The organism is Mariprofundus sp. EBB-1 (assembly GCF_003665155.1).
Lineage (GTDB): Bacteria > Pseudomonadota > Zetaproteobacteria > Mariprofundales > Mariprofundaceae > Mariprofundus.
In genome coordinates, this window is the sequence record NZ_RCFQ01000009.1 from 26,460 (window position 1) to 44,603 (window position 18,144).

The 18,144-nt window shown below is 47.3% G+C and carries 14 protein-coding genes; 2 read left to right on the plus strand and 12 right to left on the minus strand.

What is annotated here, in order from left to right; translation table 11 throughout:
* Positions 1-65 precede the first annotated feature (65 nt).
* Positions 66-1,124, plus strand: coding sequence for an LPS export ABC transporter permease LptG (gene lptG, locus D8Y20_RS05380; protein WP_121542019.1), 1,059 nt, complete (start codon positions 66-68; stop codon positions 1,122-1,124).
* Between the two features lie 101 nt (positions 1,125-1,225).
* On the opposite strand, the gene D8Y20_RS05385 is transcribed toward lptG, so the two are convergent.
* Positions 1,226-1,996, minus strand: a complete 771-nt coding sequence (locus D8Y20_RS05385) for an inositol monophosphatase family protein (RefSeq protein WP_121542020.1) — start codon at positions 1,994-1,996, stop codon at positions 1,226-1,228.
* Between the two features lie 339 nt (positions 1,997-2,335).
* On the opposite strand from D8Y20_RS05385, the gene D8Y20_RS05390 reads away from it, so the two are divergent.
* Positions 2,336-4,468: a response regulator gene (locus D8Y20_RS05390; RefSeq protein WP_121542021.1), complete on the plus strand. Its 2,133-nt coding sequence runs from the start codon at positions 2,336-2,338 to the stop codon at positions 4,466-4,468.
* 1 nt (position 4,469) lies between these two features.
* On the opposite strand, the gene truA is transcribed toward D8Y20_RS05390, so the two are convergent.
* From truA to D8Y20_RS05445, 11 genes are all read right to left on the minus strand, one after another.
* Positions 4,470-5,279, minus strand: coding sequence for a tRNA pseudouridine(38-40) synthase TruA (gene truA / locus D8Y20_RS05395; protein WP_121542073.1), 810 nt, complete (start codon positions 5,277-5,279; stop codon positions 4,470-4,472).
* Between the two features lie 25 nt (positions 5,280-5,304).
* Entirely contained in the window at positions 5,305-6,018 is a 714-nt protein-coding gene (locus D8Y20_RS05400) for a hypothetical protein (RefSeq protein ID WP_121542022.1), read from the minus strand.
* 64 nt (positions 6,019-6,082) lie between these two features.
* Entirely contained in the window at positions 6,083-9,172 is a 3,090-nt protein-coding gene (locus tag D8Y20_RS05405; RefSeq protein WP_121542023.1) for a FimV family protein, read from the minus strand.
* Between the two features lie 37 nt (positions 9,173-9,209).
* Positions 9,210-10,238: an aspartate-semialdehyde dehydrogenase gene (locus tag D8Y20_RS05410; protein ID WP_121542024.1), complete on the minus strand. Its 1,029-nt coding sequence runs from the start codon at positions 10,236-10,238 to the stop codon at positions 9,210-9,212.
* The gene (gene leuB / locus D8Y20_RS05415; protein WP_121542025.1) at positions 10,235-11,320 is read right to left on the minus strand and encodes a 3-isopropylmalate dehydrogenase; all 1,086 of its coding nucleotides are present in this window, start codon (positions 11,318-11,320) and stop codon (positions 10,235-10,237) included. The genes D8Y20_RS05410 and leuB overlap by 4 nt, the downstream gene beginning before the upstream one ends.
* 3 nt (positions 11,321-11,323) lie before the next feature.
* A complete protein-coding gene (gene nrdR, locus D8Y20_RS05420; protein ID WP_121542026.1) occupies positions 11,324-11,782 on the minus strand; it encodes a transcriptional regulator NrdR in 459 nt (152 codons plus the stop codon).
* Positions 11,783-11,804: 22 nt separating this feature from the next.
* Positions 11,805-13,064, minus strand: coding sequence for a serine hydroxymethyltransferase (gene glyA / locus D8Y20_RS05425; RefSeq protein ID WP_121542027.1), 1,260 nt, complete (start codon positions 13,062-13,064; stop codon positions 11,805-11,807).
* A 196-nt stretch (positions 13,065-13,260) separates the two neighbouring features.
* Positions 13,261-14,766, minus strand: coding sequence for an ABC transporter substrate-binding protein (locus tag D8Y20_RS05430; RefSeq protein ID WP_201265543.1), 1,506 nt, complete (start codon positions 14,764-14,766; stop codon positions 13,261-13,263).
* Between the two features lie 7 nt (positions 14,767-14,773).
* Positions 14,774-16,042 (minus strand): class I SAM-dependent RNA methyltransferase, encoded by a 1,269-nt coding sequence (locus D8Y20_RS05435; RefSeq protein ID WP_121542028.1) that lies wholly within the window; start codon positions 16,040-16,042, stop codon positions 14,774-14,776.
* A complete protein-coding gene (locus tag D8Y20_RS05440; RefSeq protein ID WP_121542029.1) occupies positions 16,039-16,950 on the minus strand; it encodes an adenylate/guanylate cyclase domain-containing protein in 912 nt (303 codons plus the stop codon). Before D8Y20_RS05440 ends, D8Y20_RS05435 begins: the two co-directional genes overlap by 4 nt.
* On the minus strand, positions 16,950-18,089 hold the full coding sequence (locus D8Y20_RS05445) for a class I SAM-dependent methyltransferase (protein WP_121542030.1): 1,140 nt from the start codon (positions 18,087-18,089) through the stop codon (positions 16,950-16,952). Before D8Y20_RS05445 ends, D8Y20_RS05440 begins: the two co-directional genes overlap by 1 nt.
* Between the last annotated feature and the right edge of the window lie 55 nt (positions 18,090-18,144).

Sequence of the window (18,144 nt, forward strand, 5' to 3'; positions counted from 1 at the left end):
ATGCCCGGAAAGCGTCAAGAATATCAGGTACTTCCTTTCCTGACTGTGATACCTAGATTATCGCCATGCCTGTAATTTTCAGATGGATATTTTCCGGTTGCATGAGCCGTTCGCTCTTTACCATGACGGTACTTTTGTCCATTTACATCATCATTGAATCTTTCGATAAAGCCCGCCATCTTGGTAGCGGGCTTAGCAGCAACCTGATGATTGAATACATATTATTAAAAATCCCGTTCATGGTTTCCGAGTTTATGCCCATCATTATTCTGGTTGGCAGCAGCGTCTATCTCATAGAACTCTCGCGCCATCATGAAATGGTCGCCGTTCGTGCGGCAGGTCTGGGCATCAATAAAATACTCACGCCACTGTTAATGGTTGCCACACTGGCTGCGCTGCTCAGCTTTATTATTGGCGAATGGGTAACACCAACCACCAACAAACGACTGGATACCATCGAACGTATTCACATCCAGCACAAACAAGCGCAAAAACAAGGCGTTCAATGGTTAAAAGACGGCCATCGTTTTTTCCGCTTAACGCCACTGAGTAATAGCACATTCGCCCTGATCATGCTTGAAACAGATAAACAGGGAAGCTGGAAGAAGCGTATCGACAGCAGTAAAGCGCAATACAAGAATGGTGCATGGCTTCTGCATGATGTGCACATCAGCACCCCTTCAGCAGATCAGGGCATGCAGATGCAGCAGCATAAAACCTTCACCATCAGATCCACCGCAGGCCCTGAAGCAACAGAACTACCTAAACCTCGCTACATGCATGCGTCTCAATTGTATCATTACATTAAGGATCTTGAACATGCAGGCTTAAGTAACAGCGCCTATAGTTATGCCCTGCATAAAAAGTTCTCGGCTCCATTCTCCTGCTTGTTGATGGTGATTCTGGCAGCTGCACTATGCCTGCATTCCGGTGACCGGAACAACCGTGCATCATGGGGATTAATCCTCACCATTGCGCTCGGCCTGGCCTATTACATTTTGAGTAATGCCAGCTATCTGCTGGCCAATAGCGAACATATACCAGCCTCATACGCAGCCTGGCTTCCCAGTCTGGTATTTGGTGGTGTTGCTATATTTTTATTGCTGAAAAAAGAAGGCAACTAACTCTAAATACAGCATGCCTTTTTGTGCTGGCAGAAAACACCGTAGAAAACGCCACACCTTCTTCGCTTACAATCACCCATCACTTACCTGCTTGAGAGGCCTTAGACCTTCAACAAGCGCGTGACCGAGGAGTGCAAATGAGGATTTGCAGCCAGAATATCACCTTTTTTAAGATCAACCGTTGAACCATCCAGCCCGGTAGCCAACCCACCAGCTTCCTGCACCAACAAGTAACCAGCGGCAATATCCCATGAACGCAAGCCTGCTTCCCAATACACATCCAGACGGCCTGCCGCCACATAAGCCAGATCCAGCGCTGCTGAACCACCACGACGATATCCATCCATGCTACGCATACAGACATCCATACGCTTCTGAAACAGATCAATGGTATCACGTTGGTACGACGGCATACCGGATGCAAACAAGGCATGATCAAGTTTCTTTTCCTGACTCACACGCAATCTACGACGGTTTAAAAATGCTCCACCACCATTGCGAGCCTCAAAGGTTTCATCCCGAATAGGATCATGAATCACAGCCAGCAAAGGTTTGCCATTTTTCCATGCAGCAATGGATACCGCAAAATGCGGATAACCATGAATGAAGTTCGTTGTTCCATCCAGAGGATCAATATACCATTGAATATCCGCATCAGGACGCAGATGTTTATCCATCTCTTCAGCAACAATACCGTGATCAGGATAATGGTGTGCAATTTCTCTGACAATCAAATCTTCAGCACGCTGATCTACGTCTGTGACATAATCCCGATCACTTTTCTGAGTGATTTTCATTCCATCACGCTCATCATAAGCTCGGGCAATCATATCTCCGGCTCGTCTGGCAGCCCGGACAGCTACATATAACATTGGTGACTCCTGAAATTAACTTTGTGATTTTCATTGGAAAAGAACGTGAAAATGGCCGCGAACATTAGCACATCGGCAACCGGAAAAGCACCTTTGAGTTTAGCACCCCAAGACTATCGCATGATAACATACTCTATTTGCAATCATTACTTACTCTACTAGTGAATACTGGTTACAAGGTCATTCCCTTCAAATACTGCTATATCCATTTAAATACACTAAGCAACAGCAACTTTCGTCTGCCTGCTTGCAGCAAGCAAAAATAGCACTACACTTATTTACTGGAAACGCATGATGTCGGTTCCGTCTTTGCTATCATTAATCGTGAATGGAGTGTTCATGCTCAAGGTGAAAAACCTCAATCAATTGCTTCATAACCATACAGGTGACGCTTCACTTGCAGAAACACAACTTCAGCAAACCAAGGCCCGCATCCTGCTCACTTGTGCCAGCCTCTCTTACATCATACTTCACGGTGATTATTTCGATTATTTTATGGTCGAAGCACTTAGCTTCGCGTTCTTCTACTTTGCAACCAACTTCGTTGCACTCATCAAGCTGCGAAAAACAACATTCTCTGCATTTGAAAACCTGGCCTATCCGGTTCTGGATGTAATCATTGTCAGCTTCGGCATGCTCATTGATGGCGGTCACTCCAGTGGCGTTTATTTCATGCTGTTGGTCATCATCATTGGTAACGGTTTGCGTTTCGGCAATCCAATGCTCATTTACACTCAGGTTTTATGCCTCATCGGACTGGCAACCATCACCAGCTATGCCTATACCTTGATGCAAATCCCCGTAGATATTACGCTCCTATCGTGGCAAATATTCACACTTCTCGCAGTACCGTTTTATGTCTATTTAATTGTCCGGAAACTTGAAAAAGCCATCAAGGATAAAAACATTGCTGAAGAAACTTCATTTCACCTGCTCGATAAGGGGCCTCTGCCAGTATTCACTTACGATCTGGATCAGCGGGGCACACCGAGAGTGCGTTATGCCAACGATACGATCAATCACATGTTCCAGCACAATCACCAGGTATTGATTGGCGAGCCTGTCGATATTTTTGTGCTGGCAGAAGACAGTCAGGAGATATTGGAATTTTGCAGGCAAGCACTTGATCAGAAAAACAGGGAAACCAATGCGACAGCAAACAACTTTTATATTCGTGGTAGAGACAAATCTGGCAATATTTTAAAGCTCATGCTCTCTACTATCTGCATGCGCTGGCGAGATCACTGGATTGGTGTCTGTTTTATGATGGACATTACACAACGTGAAACCACTCAGGAAGAGATGGAATCCGTGCATCGTTATGCCTACATGTCCACCTTGGTAGCTGGTATTGTGCATGATTTTCGTAATGTACTGACCAATATGATTGGTTATGCTGAAGTCATGCAAATGAACAGCACCAAGGATTCAGATCGGGAACAGCTTGAAGCCATCATAGCAGCCGGTGAACGTGGTTCTGAACTCACCTCCCACTTGTTAAAACTCGGACATATGCCCAATGATAGTGAGCCTGCAATGAGCTTCACCCAGGGCCACACCCTAGCGCAACCACTTGAGCATATTATTGGCCTCACCCGCTTGCAGTTACCATCTTATATTCAATTACAATCTCATATCGAAGAACCGCTGCATGATGTCAGCATCAGCACCACTGAAATTGAACAGATCCTGTTGAATCTCATCAATAACTCCACTCAAGCCATCTCAGAGAATGGGCAGATTGCTATAGATATTCGTAATGAACCCAATAACAAATTGGCCAAACCCGGACACCCATGTCTATGTATTCGGGTGACTGATAATGGAGCTGGTATTACGGCGGATCATATCGACAGCATCTTCAAACCATTCTGGACATCCAAAAGCACTGAAGGCGGTTCAGGGCTTGGGTTAACGATGGTTGAACGCATCATCAAACGAAACCACGGCAGTATTGATGTCACATCGACACCCTATCAAGCAACCAGCTTCACTGTTCATTTACCACCTTATATTCCCCCTTCTAAGGAAGAGGAAAGTCATACTCATCAACAAGAATCGCCCGCCCTCAAACAACAATCAGCGCCTAAACAGACTACCTATGAAGGTGGCGACCATGCTCTCGTGGTAGATGATGTAGCTGATATTGTAAAAATCCATCAGGCCATGCTCACCCATTTAAAGATCACATCCGATACAGCAGAAAACGGCCAGGAGGCCCTTGCAATGCTGCAACAACCAGATCATCCATTTGATCTGGTGATCACTGACTATAAAATGCCTGTCATGGATGGTTTGCAGTTAATTCAGCATATTCGACAGTTTGATGAGAAACTGCCTATTGTGATGATTACAGCCTTCGGTGAAGACCATCAATTATTACAAGCTATTGATTATAATGTCACACTACTGAATAAACCAATCAACATGGATAAGTTGAAAGATGCCGTTATCAACACCTTAGCCAAATAGCTTAGAAGGAACCAATCAAAGCCTGACTGGAAAAATCATCGTATTGGGCATCAACAAAATAGAGGCCATGAGCCGGTGCTGTAGCTGCCCCTAAACTTCTGTCTTTGCCTGCTAATAACGCAGCAAAAGCATCTGGCGTTGATCTTCCACAGCCCACATCCACAAGATTACCAACCAGATTACGCACCATATGGTAAAGGAATGCATCAGCCGACACTGAGATAGTGATACAATGACCTGATTGTTCGACGGTTAATGTGTGAATACAGCGCGTGGCGCTCGATGCCTGACAACCAGATGCTCTGATCGCACTGAAGTCCTGCCGGCCCATACAGTGTTGAGCAGCCTCCCGCATGGCTTCCACATCCAGTGTTTTTGGCATCCACCAGTGCTGCCATCGATGCAGGGCAGATGCAGTGCTTCGGTTCCAAATCTGATAACGATAAGAACGACCTCGACAATCAAAACGAGCATGGAAATTGGCATCCACGGCTCTCACACCAATGACCCTGATCTGAAGTGGTAAAAAACTGTTGATGCCATGCACATATGCCAGATGTGACCTTTGCCAGCGGCTTGCGCTCACATCCGCATGTACCATCATTGCCTCAGCATGCACACCAGCATCTGTACGCCCGGCAGCGGTTACCACGACACTACCCCCTTCAATTCTCTGTAATGCTTCCTGCATGGTTGCCTGAACCGAACATGCATTATTTTGCTGCTGCCAACCGTGAAAAGGCTGACCATCAAATTCCACAACCATGGCAATACGTTGCTTTTCCGGCAAATCACTGTTGGCTGTATTCATATCCGTCTCATTCAATTGCATAGCGTTATATTATCCAGGGGTATAGAAATGCCAACAATCCGATACCTGCCAATAATAGCGACGCAGGCATTACAGCAGTGCGCTGCTGAATGGATGGATGTGTCTGGCACATCATATGATCAGGCCAACGCAACCACAGTGCACAGGCATGATCCGTGGCATCAGCCAGCGATTGCCTGAAAGCGGCCATCAACAACAGCGGCATTTTTTTAATATCTTTTCGTAATGTAAATTGCAAACGCAAATCCCCAAGCAATGCCATATTACCCATTTTCATACAGCTCAACATCCACACATACATCGCCAAGCGTTTGCCTACATAAGGTATTGCCAGCATGTATCGTATCCATTCAAACCGTTTCAACAGACGAAACATCACCATAGCAATAAAGAACATTGTTCCTAGATGAAGGCTTAATATGCCACCATGCAGCAAACCTTCCCGACTTATAGCAATAAAAAAATCAGGCCATAGTAACTGTCCTGGAGTGAACAGAGCGTGCAACACGATAATGGGCACGACAAACCAGCGTAGTAATCGCAATAATCGGATAATGGTCAATGGATGCCCATCCAGTATACGAATGATCACAATTGATAAGATAAGCAGTACAAGTGATATACCCATGGATTGGGTAAATATAGCCATGAACAGCAACCCGGAGCCAAGCAACAGTCTGGAAGCCGGGTAGCAATCATACATTGTAAACAATTTCATTTATTGGAACCAAACAACAACACGCTCTGCCCGATCGAACACCGTAGTTGAAAGAGGCGATGGGTCAGCTTTTCTTGTCATCCCCGTCATCATCGAAGTTAAACTCATCCAACAGGTGACCCAATACTTGCGTAGCACTATGATTATCGTCTGACTTACTCACATTGCTCTCCTCTTTATTAGAGAACTCACCAAGTAGTGAATCAAGTTCCTGTGTAGAACCAAACGCTACATCATTATCAGGAGAATCTGACTGGCTTGTTTCAGGAGTCTCAGTCGGATCGATGAAACTGACGCCAAGATCATCCTCGTCATCTGTGAACTCAGACAGCAGACCATCAAGTTCCTGCGTAGCACAGTGATCTATATCAAGGCCAAGCTCAACGCCCGAGGCTGGAGCAGCTTTTCCTTCTTCTATCACTGCAGCCATATCGAAATCATCTTCTAAGCTGGAAAAGCTGAGGTCTTCATCGTCATCAGAAAACTCACCCAGCAATGAATCCAGATGCTGGGTAGCGCTATGGTCTGTTTCCCCTTTTTCTGCATCCGCTCCAAGCTTGGTTGATGCGGTCTCATCCTGTTCTGTAAATTCGGATAACAGGTTACCTAGCTCTTGCGTATCGCTAAGGCCTATCTCTTCAGCGGCTTCAACCAGAGGTTTTTTATCTGCATCTGATGAGGCAGCGACCACACTATCCGGCTCATTAAATTCAGAAAATAAGTGACCTAATTCCTGCGTTGCTCCCAACACAATCGTATCGGATGATAAGTCAGTGCTATCATCAGGATTAACTGGAGACATATTTTCAGACTCGAGATCGCTTGTATCACTGACATCAGCGCCCTGCTCATCCACTGTTTCAAAAGCAAAATCCTGCGCTTCTTCTTTCGCATCACCATCTGTTTCAAAGCCCATGGAAAGATCAGGTTCGCCTTCAATATCTTTCTCATCATCAAAAGCAGGATCGCTCAACCAGTTCAGTTCATTCGTAGCCTCAAGATTCGCATCTGCATGGTTATCGACATCCGCCTTCACTTGCTCAGCGCCAGCCATCTCTAAACCACCCAAATCGAAGTCCAGACCATCAATTTCAGTATCATCAATCGCAATAGTAAGTGCAGACTCTATTTCAGTGGTTTCAACCATAGGTTCAGTCACTGCTTCGGGAACAGCCTCAGAAGCTGCAGATGGCGCTTCCAAAGCCCCTCCAAACGATTCAACCGCCGCTTTATATTGTTGCAACGCTACGCCAGCCAACGCCACTGAAGCGGCAGTTACAGCTGCAGCAAAACCACTTTGATCATGTTTGCCATGCAATATTTCAGATTTCTTCACATGCGCTTCGGTATTTGCAGGGTTTACACGCAACGCCAGATCCAACTGCTGTAGAGCTTCGTCATCCATACCATAACGAATATAAACATCAGCTTCAGATAAATAATCCACATTCGGATCTACTTCCGGGCTGGCATTTACATCAAACGCTTCGAGCTCAGCCGTATCGGTATCGCTTAACTCATCTGAGAAAGAAGCCATCGAAGCCGTTGTGTTGGCATCCATACCCTTACTTTCATCCGTTTCAATACTATCAACGGCTTCTTCAACCACTTCCTCGAATGATTCATCATGCGCTGTTTGTTCTGCTATAGTTTCAGATAAGTGCTGATCAGAGGCAGGGTGCACAGGTTCTTTGCGCATGCGCATGGCAATGATACCAAGCATAACAATCACCAAAGAGAGTAATAGCCATGTGACCCACTCGGATGTAGAACTTGTTTGCGTTACAGCAGCAGGCTTCACCTGGTTTTCCAGCTGAGCCTGTAGTCGCGTTAATAAAATCTCCAGCTTCGCAATACGCGCATCCGACGCTGCCGAAGAACCTTCATCCACTTTCGTTTTAAGTCCGTCAACACTAGCTTTGTTGGCAAGCAATTGCGTTTGAAGCTCTTCATTCTTCTGTTGCAAGGCTAACAAAAGCTGGTTTGTTTCTGACTGCACCTGCAAAAACTGTTCAATATTGGGGGTGCTCGCACCTTTACTCTGAGCAGGCACTGCTGTTTTGATAGCGGATGGACTTGCAATAGCAGCTGCATCTTTTTTCTGAGATTTAAGCAGATCCTGTGTCGCTTCAACAGGTTTTACAGCTAATGCTTCTCCTTCGGCTTGCTCACCGAAGCTTACACGATTGGTATAACGGTTACGCTGCGCTTCTGCTTCAGCAGGGTATTTCGGTTGCACCTTCCATGCGGCCTCTTGATCAGCTACAACACGACTTGCTTCTGAGCGATCCAGTTTTTCAACTTCCTGCTCGCTTGGCGTCAATAAATATGAACCGGCCTTAATCAGATTTATATTATCTTTTTCAAAACTACTTCTATTTCTTTCAAACAGAGCAACCATCACCTGGTTATTGCTGTAGCGAGCATCTGTGCGCAGGCGTTTGGCTATAATTGAAAGGCTATCACCGCGAACAATCGGCCCATATTTATCAGTTCTTGCCCATGAAGCAGCTTTTACAGGAGCGTTCTGTATCACTTCAGTCTGTAGTTCAGCTTGCTGCTTCGCATAGTCTTTAGTCTGTTTGGTAATCAGTGCATTGCCAGCGGATTCAGTCAATTTTGACTTGACCGGAGGAGTGTTGACACCTTCACCTGTTTCAAGTGCTATAGCTTTGGCAGCGTGAACTTCCGGTAAAGGATCTTTGGCAACAATACGCTCTATGGATTTTGCAGAATCGAGGAAAACCGAATATTTCTTAAAGTGAGACACACGACCATAACGTACCTTCAACACCAGATTAAAGAATGGGGTCTTAATGCCAGTCCGCGAAGTAAGTTTCACCCGTGCACCACGTTCATCACTGGCTACATCGGCACGAATACTGTTTAGAATAGGGTCACGATATACTTCGAAAATTTTGTAATCAGCCGCCGAAGCGATTTCAATAAACACCTTGGAAGCCAGTTCATTGCCCTCAAGCAAAAGAGGAACTTCAGCATATAATGGCTGGCCGATCGCACTAGCAACTTCAATTTTCTCTAAGGAAGCTGCCTGGGCGTTGCTTGAAAACAGTAGAAAAGCCGTGCTAAGACAAGCAACAGCAGCGTTACGCCAACTGCGCCACCCTCCGTTATGCCTTATCTGACCCTTCATAATGCCCCCTTCTCGAGTTACTGCGCTTTTATGGATACTATCGAATCAAAATTTCCGCTATTTGTACAGCGTTTAGAGCCGCACCTTTACGCACATTATCGGCAACAACCCATAAATGCAAAGAATTAGGGCACGAATGATCATCCCGAATACGCCCTACCCAAACAGGATCCGTACCAGCCGCTTCAGTCGCCATTGGATAATCTTCACAGGCAGGATCATCCACCACACAGACACCATCAAAGTTCGCCAATAGCTCACGCGCTTTTTCGGCATTCATAGGGCCGTCAAATGTGATATTGATGGATTCAGAATGACCATAAAATACTGGCACACGAACAGCCGTTGCTGTAAGCGCTATATCCGAGCCCATGATTTTACATGTCTCATCCATCATTTTACGTTCTTCTTTGGTGTATCCGTCATCCATGAATACATCGATATGCGGAATGACATTGAACGCAATACGAGCAGGGAACACATTCACATCCACACTCTGTGCATTGAGTAACTGAGCAGTCTGCTTGGCCAACTCATCCATCGCCTTACCACCGGCACCACTTACCGCCTGATAAGTTGAAACGACCACACGCTCAATCGGCACAGCATCATGCAATGGTTTTAAGGCCACCACCATCTGAATCGTTGAACAGTTCGGGTTGGCTATAATTTTGTTCTCGCGCGCCATCTCCAACGCCTCAGGGTTCACTTCCGGCACCACCAGCGCAATCGCTTCGTCCATACGCCAGGCACTGGAGTTATCCACTACATAACAGCCCGCTTCAGCAAAACGCGGAGCGTGGGTTTTAGACGTGTCTCCACCGGCAGAAAATAGTGCAATATCGACACCTTTCGGATCAAATGTCTCCAGATCCTGAACTACATAGTCTTTGCCTTTATAAGCAACTACAGAACCTGCACTACGGCTTGATGCCACAAGTATCAACTCTGCTATGGGAAACTTTCGTTCTGCCAGTATCTCCAGCATGGTTTGTCCGACGGCACCGGTAGCACCAACGACAGCAACCTTATATCCCTCTTTTTTTTCAATGAAGCGCTCACTCATGAAGCTAATTCCTCCAATGCAGCACACACCGCATCACCCATCGCTGAACAGCTCACCGATGCTTCCCCACCAAAGGCGAGATCCACTGTGCGCACACCTGCATCCAAGGTGTTTTCCACTGCCTTTTCTACTATTTCAGCCAGATCATTTCGATCCAGTGAAAAACGTAACATCATCGCAACCGACAAAATTGTCGCTAACGGATTAGCTTTATTTTCTCCGGCGATATCTGGCGCAGAGCCATGAATCGGCTCATACATACCGAATTTTTCACCTAGCGAAGCCGATGGCAACATACCAATCGAACCCGTCAGCATGGATGCCTCATCCGACAAAATATCACCAAACAGGTTACCTGTAACAATCACATCAAACTGACGCGGATTACGGATCAACTGCATGGCGGCATTGTCCACATACATATGTGATAACTCCACATCAGCGTACTCGCTCTCATGCAGCTCTATGATCACATTGCGCCACAACTCTGATACATCCAGCACATTGGCTTTTTCGACACTGCAAACGCGATTTGAACGCAGGCGCGCCGCTTCAAAAGCAGTGCGACCAATACGGCGAATTTCACTCTCGCTGTAAACCATCGTATTATAACCACGACGCTCACCATCAACTGTTTCTATGCCACGCGGCTGACCAAAATAGATACCGCCAACCAGTTCACGCACAACAAGGATATCCACACCATCAATCACTTCAGGTTTCAAGGTTGAAGCATCCAGCAACTGCGAGTGCACCTTGGTCGGCCGATAATTCGCAAACAGCCCCAGATCTTCACGGATACGCAACAAGCCTGCTTCCGGACGCAGCGGTTTATCCAGTTTTTCCCATTTCGGACCACCAACAGCACCAAGCAGCACTGCATCAGATGCATGTACCAGTTTACGTGTCGCTTCAGAATATGGAGCACCGTCAACGTCGTAACCGACACCACCAATCGTGCCCTCCTGCCAACTGGCATTCAGACCAAAAGAGCGATTCAACACGCCCAGTACTTTGACAGCCTCATTGACAATTTCCGGGCCTATACCGTCACCCGGTAACACTGCAATTTTGATAGTCATCCCCTACTCCTTTTGTCCTACTGCAGTTTTCACCGCAGAAAGGAACTCATCCACATCTGTAAATTCACGATACACCGAAGCAAAACGCACATAAGCCACACCATCAAGACGACGCAACTGCTCCATAACAAACTCGCCCAGACTGCCGGCCACAATTTCCGATTGGCCTGTTTCCTGCACAGCTCTGAGCACATCATTCAAACCTTTCTCCAGCTGTTCTGCCGAGACTGGTCTTTTTTCCAGCGCCTTTTGCATACCCGCCCTGATTTTTTCAATATCAAATGATTGGCGTGCTCCATCTTTTTTAATGACCAGAGGCAATCGCAATTCAGCCCGCTCATAGGATGAAAAGCGTTTACCGCAGGCCTCGCACTCGCGTCTGCGGCGCACAGCGCGCCCTTCTTCTACAACACGAGAGTCCACCACACGGGTGTCATCATTGGCACAAAATGGACAGAACATATGCTATTGCAACTATTTACGTTCAACCTTCGTAAACAGGAAAGCGATCGGTCAACGCACGTACTTCTTTGGCAACAGCCTGATGTACAGCCGCATCTTCGGGCGCCTTCAACACACGCAAAATCATGTCACCAACCTGGCGAGATTCCGCTTCTTTCATGCCACGCGCAGTAATCACAGAAGCACCGATACGAATACCGGAGGTAACAAACGGCGATTCAGGATCAAACGGAATAGTATTTTTATTGGTTGTGATATCAGCAGCTTCCAAGGCTTCTTCAGCCTGTTTGCCATTAATACCCTGCGGGCGCACATCAAGCCTGAACATATGACAATCGGTACCACCGGAAACAATACGGAAACCACCTTTTGTTAAGGTTTCTGCCATAGCGCGGGCATTGACGATCACCTGTTTCTGATCTGCTTTAAAGTCATCACCCAGCGCTTCACCAAACGCCACTGCTTTTGCAGCAATCACATGCATCAAGGGGCCACCCTGAATACCAGGGAAAATACGCGAATTAATCTTTTTAGCCAGATCATCATCGTCAGTCATAATCATGCCACCACGCGGGCCACGCAATGTTTTATGGGTGGTTGTGGTAATCACATGTGCATGGCCTACAGGACTTGGATACACACCCGCCGCAATCAAACCGGCATAATGCGCCATATCCACCATCAGAATTGCACCTACAGAATCAGCAATTTGACGCATACGGGCAAAATCAATACCACGCTCATAGGCTGAGGCGCCACCAATAATCATTTTGGGACGCTGCACTTCCGCAATCTTCTGCATCACATCATAATCAATAAGTTCATTATCTTTGCGTACGCCATAGGCGACAATCTCATACAAGCGACCTGAAAAGTTCACCGATGAACCGTGTGTCAAATGACCACCATGGGCGAGATCCATACCCATCACCGTGTCGCCGGTATTCAACGCGGCCATATACACAGCCATATTCGCCTGCGAACCGGAATGCGGTTGCACATTGACATGCTTCACACCGAACAATTCACGCGCACGATCCTGAGCCAACCGTTCCACGGCATCGACATGTTCACAGCCACCATAATAACGACGTCCGGGATAACCTTCGGCATATTTGTTGGTCATAATGGAACCTTGTGCTTCCATGACCGCTTTTGAGACGATATTTTCACTGGCGATGAGCTCCAGTGTATGTTGCTGGCGACCAAGCTCCGCTGCTATGGCCTCCTGAACGGCTGTATCCGCCAGAGGGGCGTTAAAAAACTGCTTGCGATCAGACATGTAAACTCCTGAGATAATTAAAAAGTACGATCAAATGACCTGTACACCTTGCATCAAAATCAACCGATACAAATCAAGGACGCGCATTATGTCGAATCATGTAGCTTTCGTCATCCATACAATGTGACCCAACTTGCATAAGATGCATTATTCAACCCTGACACACCATTTTCAACGCAAATTATGCCAATGCGTGTTAATGCAATAATCTCACATTCATCAAACCAGACAAGCTGCCATCCGGCTTGGCTTCAAACCCCGAAACATGTGGGCCTGAAACGGCAATAACAGGATCATACCACAGGGGAATATAGACCATATCATCCTGCATTTTATGCTGAATCAATGCATACAAGCGCTTGCGCTCCTCCTGAGAAGAGAGTGATGCAGCCTCATCCAGCCACGCATCCATCTGCGCACTGCTATAGCGCCCACGGTTCGCGCCCTTGGGCGGCCACATCTCGGAATGCAAAATCCAACGGTAAATATCCGGATCCGTAATACCCACCCATGCCAATGAAAAGACTTGAAAATCACCACGCTTGATGCGCGCATAAAACCCGCCCCACTCCAGTGATTCAATCGACACTTTCACACCGACCTCTTGCCACATTGCAGCTATAGCTGTGGCTAGCCTCAAACGGGTTGGATCGGTACTGGTACGGTAGTTGATGGTAAAACGCGTGCCATCAGCATCCCGAGGGAAACCTGCCGCATCCAACAAGGATTCAGCTTGCTTAGGATCAAAGGCTATATGTGGCAATGCTGAGGAGGCCCAGTGATCAGGCGTTAAAACCGACTCTGCCAATTCAGGCAGATCAGCGAACAACGCCTGTTTCAATGTATTGCGATCCAACGCCAAAAATAGCGCACGCCGCACCCGCACATCTTTCAGTGTTTCATCCTGCATATTCAAACCGATATAAGAGAACGTAGTCGATGGTCGGGTCTGAATCTGCAAATCTTGCGCTTTGATATAGGCGAGCAAATGTGGAGGCAGATCATTTTGTACAAAATCAAGTTCACCACGGGTCAGCTTGAGGATACGCGTCACCGGATCTTTTACGCCAGAAAAACGAATCGTCTCGGCTTTTCCTTCAACATTCTCTTTCAAATCGGCAACGCGATGCAATGTAAGCGCGCTTTCCGTCCATGACCGCAGTTGAAACGCTCCACAACCAATCGTGAAATGGGCCTGATGCGGCGCATGCGCTATTGATTCAGGCAACACTCCCAGATTCAAGCGGGTCAACAATGAGGCATCAGCTTTATGTAAGCGGATCAACACGACATCATCTCCTTCCGCCTGCACCGATGCGATGGCTGCGAAACTCGCTTTCAGAGGGCTGCTCAGAGCAGGGTCCAACACTGCCTCAAGTGTTGCCACGACATCGGCCGCATCTACGCTGGAACCATCTGAAAAACGCACCCCTTTCTGCAAATGAAAGCGCCATAACAAGGGTTCAGGATGATCCCAGGACTCCGCCAGATCAGCCTGCACATTAAAATGATCATCCAACTTCAACAGACCGCGATGTACAAAATCCTGCACCCGCGTGGATGCGGCATCGGTAGCAAAACGGGGATCTAAGGTAATCGGCATTTGCGCCAAGCCAACACGCAGCACGCCCTTCTCCTGCTCTACTGCCTGACAACCGAGCAACAAAGTGCAGCAGATAAGCATCCATCCGGCACGCATCATCGATTCACTACCTCTTTTCCCATAAGCTCATCGCCTCAACATGCCCTGCAAAAGGGAACAGATCAAGGCCACGCAACACCTTTAAACAATACCCCTGTTGCTTCAATATTGCTGCGTCACGAGCTCCGGCAGCCACATCACACGACACCATAATGATCTTCTTCGGCAGTAATCTACCCATCTGATTACACAATCGTTTTGCACCGCGACGTGGTGGATCAAGGATCAACACATCCGCACCAATGTAAGGCTCCTGATCAAAGGTTTCAAACAGATTCGCCACCACAAATTTAGCTTTTACACCAATTACCCCGGCATTGCTTGAAGCTGCCCGCACACTGGCTGCATTCAGCTCAGCACCAAACACCTCTGCACCGGTCGCAGCAGCCAATGGCAATGACAGATTCCCGATACCACAAAACAGATCTGCAATCCTGTGTACAGGCCCGGCCCATGCCTGAATCTGGCCAATCAATGCCCGGTTCCCCTCGCGCTGACCCTGCACAAAATCATCAGGCCCGACAGTCAACTGAACTGCCTTGCCGGCCGCAGGCAATATATCGTGAAAATAACACACCGGCTTTTGCAATGGCCGGGTAATATGATGCTCATCCCGCCACCACCATTGTACGGATAGCGTACCCATGACATCCATGTAATCTGCCGGGATTGCTTCCGGGCGATGATCAGCCTCTACAATCACATGCATGCCATCATCAAGCTGCACAGCCTGCACACTGACTACACCATCCAGATCGACATGCTCCTCCAACAACAATCGCATGGCATTCAATTCAGCCGTAACCACCATACAGTGTTGATGGCGCACCGCCTGATGACTGGCTGGCGCATAAAAACCTAAAAATTTCCCCTGTTCATCCTCGCCGACAAACCAGCGCACCCGTCTGCGATAATGTTGTTCAATCGAATCAACAGCCATCCATACTGTATGTTCATCCATCACCCGATTGAATGCATCACGAACCCAGTTCGATTTCTCAAGCGCCTGCTGCTCTCTGGATATACACTGCAACGCACAACCACCACAGGCTCCTGCCACAGCACAAGGCGACTGCACCCGCTGCGCAGATGGTTTAGTCACAGATTTAATTTCCGCCCGCAATACACCACGCCGCTTACCCTGCATTTCGAGCTGCAACAGATCTCCGGGCACACCATTGCTCACCAATACAGACAGACCATCGACCCGCACCAAGGCTTCACCACCGGGTAACAGCTTCTCCACCATTCCTTCACATGTTTCCAATCCACTCATCCCTGCTTCAATCCCAGCACTTCGTATAATAAATAGTCACCACTTTTTCCTTTCAACTGCGTGTTCACCGTTTGTCCAATTTCAACCTGGGCATGGATATGCGCATATATACACTGCGAAACCAGAATGGACGAATCAATCATTTTTGTCTCACTTTCAACCCGGGAAGCCATATTGACGGCATCACCAATCGCCGTGAAATGGGCTTTATCGCGATGACCAATATTGCCAAGCACTACCTCACCAATATGAACACCTACACCAATCTCAAACTGCTCATTAAAATTTTGTTTCAAATAACCATTTACGCGTTTTAACGCCTCATCCATTTGCAATGCAGCAGTCACAGCCTGCATACAGATAGCTGAATTATCCTGTTCATCCACGCCAAACAGTGCCATCAAACCATCACCCATATATTTATCAATATATCCATGATTGGCCAACACGACTTCCCCCATTTCCTGAAAATAGCGATTGAGAATATGGATGATGTCGTAGGATAGATGGCGTTCAGAAAATTGCGTGAATCCACGAATATCACTAAACAGAATGGCCACATTCTGCTCGCGCCCTGTAGTTGCCTGTCGCTCAAACATGGCCGTTTCAGCATCCTCATCATCCAGTACGAGACGACGCACACTGACATCACCCTTCACACGTGCCTGACAGGCCAGGCGGATATTGGATTCCAACCCCTTTTTCTCGGCCAATGTTTGTTCTGCCACATTCATAGGTAATAGGTTTTCCGCCCCCTCACACACCAAAACCCGGCAGGTTGAACAACGCGCCTTGCCACCACACACATGCATATGGGGTATCGCATGCTTAAGCGAGATATCCAGCAGCGACTGCTTTAAATCATCTTCCAGAATATCCCGTTCGTTCTCAAAACATATCTTTGCCATCAGAGCACATCCAAATGATCAAATTGATTGAGGTAGGCCGGTTTTCTGGCTTCTATACCTTTCGACTGTACCAATAACTTAAACACCTCTCCCATACCATACGGCATCAACATACGCTTGGCATGGGCCAGTAGATGCATGCTCACCGCATCATTCTGTGCTGCCAGCGATTGAATCAAGGATTGCACCGAAGGTGATTGCGCCAACCAGCCACCTTGCGACATCCATAACAACGCTCTTAAATCACATTCACTACCGGCTTTAACCAGTGCACTAAAATCCACATGGGCTGTAATATCACTGCTACCGGGTAGCGTTAGCACCTCGTCAGTCGCTGTCTGACCAATATGCGCCAACAATGTACCCTCCACGCGTGCCTGCCTATAATATTCCTGATGTGAATAACCGTAATCCACGGTAAATATGAATCCGCTTTTTATAACGCGCGATAGTTGCTTCTGCCATCCATTCAGGGCGGGATTCCACTCACTTTTGTAACTATCCGGCCAGTTCTCAATCAGTTCAGGTGCAATGTCGGGCGCTTGTTGCATAGGCTCATCAGCATCAGACCAACAAAATTCATTCCCCTGCATGGCAACAGAACGCTCAAAAAAATTACCATTCTTATAATGAAAACACGACACAGGAAAAGCATCCGGCAACTCATTACTATAATAGATCACATGTTCAGCAGCATCGATCTCATCCAGTGATGGCACCAGCCGCACATCCAGCCCGCGTTCTGCAAACAATTGCGATTGACGTTCTCTAAGCTGGCTACAATGTTCGACTGAAATAACCGCTACAGCCTGGTGCATGGAAAATTGCGAAAGAATATCCAGTAGTGCAGCCATCTGCTGTCCTGAACCGGAACCCTGCTCAATCAGCGTCCACTGCTTCGGCTCACCCATCTGCTGCCATGCATCAAAAACCAGATCCGCCATCGCCAGTGACAGCCATGGTCCTAATTCGGATGCAGTAACAAAGTCGCCCTGCTCTCCAAACACGGTCTTGGTATCATAATAACCCAGACCCGGCTCATACAGTGCTGCCTGCATAAACTGCGCAAAAGGAAGTGATCCACCAGCACTGTCTATGCGTTGGTGGATGATATCTGTTAATCTATTTTCTTCTGACATGGTTGACGCTTTTCTCCCCTCGAACTAACGTATCGACTATTCCAACCAACAAACG